The organism is Saccharothrix sp. NRRL B-16314, from assembly GCF_000716595.1.
Taxonomy (GTDB): Bacteria; Actinomycetota; Actinomycetes; order Mycobacteriales; family Pseudonocardiaceae; genus Actinosynnema.
In genome coordinates this window covers 1-349 of record NZ_JNXC01000172.1, presented here as the reverse complement: position 1 = coordinate 349, position 349 = coordinate 1, and the positions used below count along the sequence as shown (strand labels likewise).

Sequence of the window (349 nt, the reverse complement as noted above, 5' to 3'; positions counted from 1 at the left end):
GCAGGGGGCGGTCGGCTTCGATGCGGACCTCCTTGCCGCGCAGGATCTCGATCTGAGGGCGGTTCACGTGCGCGCCCGTCTTCAGCTCGTTCATCATGGCGAAGAAGAGACGTTTGGGTGCTTCCTTGATCACCACAATGTCGAGGAGGCCGTCGTCGACCCGCGCGCCGGGGGCGATGTTCCGCCCGAAGCCGTAGAAGCCGGAGTTGGCCGCGACCACGGTGTAGCCGGTGCGCTCGTGCCGGGTCCCGTCGATCGTGATGCGGTACGCGGCGGGCTTCCAACCGAGGACGGCCCGGAGGCCGCCCGCGTAGTAGGAGGCCGCGCCGCGCAGCAGACGGGAGGTGTT

General features: G+C 68.8%; 1 pseudogene. It reads right to left on the bottom strand.

Annotated features, from left to right (window positions below):
* A pseudogene (locus OQ02_RS39540) lies at positions 1–349 on the bottom strand (diacylglycerol/lipid kinase family protein); the annotation flags it as partial.